The following is a 2463-nucleotide window of genomic DNA, read 5'->3' as shown; positions in this document are numbered from 1 at the left end:
TCTCTTCAAACCACGTCAGCTTCACCTTGCCGTAGGTATGGTTACTGACTTCGTCAGTCTCATCTGCAACCTCAAAGCAGTGCTTTGAGCAGCCTGCGGCAAGTTTCCTAGTTTGCTCTTTGATTTTCATTGAGTATAAGAAGAAAGTCCGCTTACTAGACAAACTTTTCTTCTATATATAGTAGCTAAGTCTTGACAGTTATGGCAAAATGGTTTACACTTTATAAAGTTTATTACTTTGAAAAGGTGTGATACTGTGGCTACGGCAACAAAAAAGAAAAAATCAACAGTTAAAAAAAATCTAGTAATCGTGGAGTCGCCTGCTAAGGCCAAGACGATTGAAAAATATCTAGGCAGAAACTACAAGGTTTTAGCCAGTGTCGGGCATATCCGTGATTTGAAGAAATCCAGTATGTCTGTCGATATTGAAAATAATTATGAACCGCAATATATCAATATTCGAGGAAAGGGCCCTCTCATCAATGACTTAAAAAAAGAAGCCAAAAAAGCTAATAAAGTCTTCCTGGCGAGTGACCCGGACCGTGAAGGAGAAGCGATTTCTTGGCATTTGGCCCATATTCTCAACTTAGATGAAAATGATGCCAACCGTGTGGTCTTCAATGAAATCACCAAGGATGCGGTCAAAAATGCTTTTAAAGAACCTCGTAAGATTGATATGGACTTGGTCGATGCCCAACAGGCTCGTCGTGTCCTAGACCGTTTGGTAGGCTATTCGATTTCGCCTATTTTGTGGAAGAAGGTCAAGAAGGGCTTATCAGCAGGGCGCGTTCAATCTATTGCGCTTAAGTTAATCATTGACCGTGAGAATGAAATTAATGTCTTTCAGCCTGAAGAATACTGGACAATTGATGGTGTCTTTAAAAAGGGAACCAAGCAATTTCAGGCATCCTTCTATGGAGTAGATGGCAAAAAGCTGAAACTGACTAGCAATGATGAGGTCAAGGAAGTCTTGTCTCGTCTGACTAGTAAAGACTTTTCAGTGGATCAGGTGGATAAGAAAGAGCGCAAACGCAATGCTCCATTACCTTATACTACTTCATCTATGCAGATGGATGCTGCCAATAAAATCAATTTCCGTACTCGAAAGACCATGATGGTTGCCCAACAGCTCTATGAAGGGATTAATATTGGTTCTGGTGTCCAAGGTTTGATTACTTATATGCGTACTGATTCGACCCGTATCAGTCCTGTAGCCCAAAATGAAGCTGCAAGTTTCATTACGGATCGTTTTGGTAGCAAGTATTCTAAGCATGGTAGCAAGGTTAAAAATGCTTCAGGTGCTCAGGATGCCCATGAGGCTATTCGCCCGTCTAGCGTTTTTAATACACCTGAAAGTATTGCTAAGTATCTGGACAAGGACCAGCTCAAGCTCTATACCCTTATCTGGAATCGTTTTGTGGCTAGCCAGATGACAGCTGCTGTCTTTGATACTATGGCTGTTAAATTGTCGCAAAATGGAGTTCAATTTGCTGCCAATGGTAGTCAGGTTAAGTTTGATGGTTATCTTGCCATTTATAATGATTCTGACAAGAATAAGATGTTACCGGACATGGCTGTTGGAGATGTAGTCAAGCAGGTAAATAGCAAACCAGAGCAACATTTCACTCAACCGCCTGCTCGCTATTCTGAAGCGACACTGATCAAGACCTTGGAGGAAAATGGGGTTGGCCGTCCGTCAACCTACGCACCAACAATTGAAACCATTCAGAAACGTTATTATGTTCGCCTTGCAGCCAAACGCTTTGAACCGACAGAGTTGGGAGAAATTGTTAATAAGCTCATCGTTGAATATTTCCCAGATATCGTAAACGTGACCTTTACAGCTGAAATGGAAGGCAAACTGGATGATGTCGAAGTCGGAAAAGAGCAGTGGCAACGTGTCATTGATGCCTTTTACAAACCATTCTCCAAAGAAGTGGCCAAGGCTGAAGAAGAAATGGAGAAAATCCAGATTAAGGATGAACCAGCTGGATTTGATTGTGAAGTGTGTGGCAGTCCAATGGTCATTAAACTTGGTCGTTTTGGTAAGTTCTATGCTTGTAGCAATTTCCCAGATTGCCGTCATACCCAAGCAATCGTGAAAGAAATCGGTGTTGAGTGTCCAAGTTGTCATCAGGGACAAATCATTGAGCGTAAAACCAAGCGTAACCGTCTCTTCTATGGTTGCAATCGCTATCCAGAATGTGAATTTACCTCTTGGGATAAGCCTGTTGGTCGTGACTGTCCAAAATGTGGCAATTTCCTCATGGAGAAAAAAGTCCGTGGTGGTGGCAAGCAGGTTGTATGTAGTAATGGTGACTACGAAGAAGAAAAGATTAAATAAGAGGAGAGTCCTGAAAGTGAATTTCAGGCTCTTTTTGGTTGGAACTTGACAAAATTCACCATTGTATGCGAAACTAGAAGAAGATTATTTTATACTCAATGAAAATCAAAGAGCAAACT

1 protein-coding gene is annotated in these 2463 nt (G+C 41.5%); it reads left to right on the top strand.

What is annotated here, in order from left to right; genetic code table 11:
* Window positions 1–256 precede the first annotated feature (256 nt).
* Window positions 257–2344: a type I DNA topoisomerase gene (topA, locus tag HMPREF2764_RS05355; protein ID WP_020902794.1), complete on the top strand. Its 2088-nt coding sequence runs from the start codon at window positions 257–259 to the stop codon at window positions 2342–2344.
* The last annotated feature ends 119 nt before the right edge of the window (window positions 2345–2463 follow it).

Origin of the sequence: Streptococcus sp. HMSC073F11 (assembly GCF_001810785.1) — a bacterium.
GTDB lineage: Bacteria > Bacillota > Bacilli > Lactobacillales > Streptococcaceae > Streptococcus.
The sequence above is the reverse complement of the archived record's forward strand: the minus strand, read 5'-3'. Positions and strand labels throughout refer to the sequence as shown.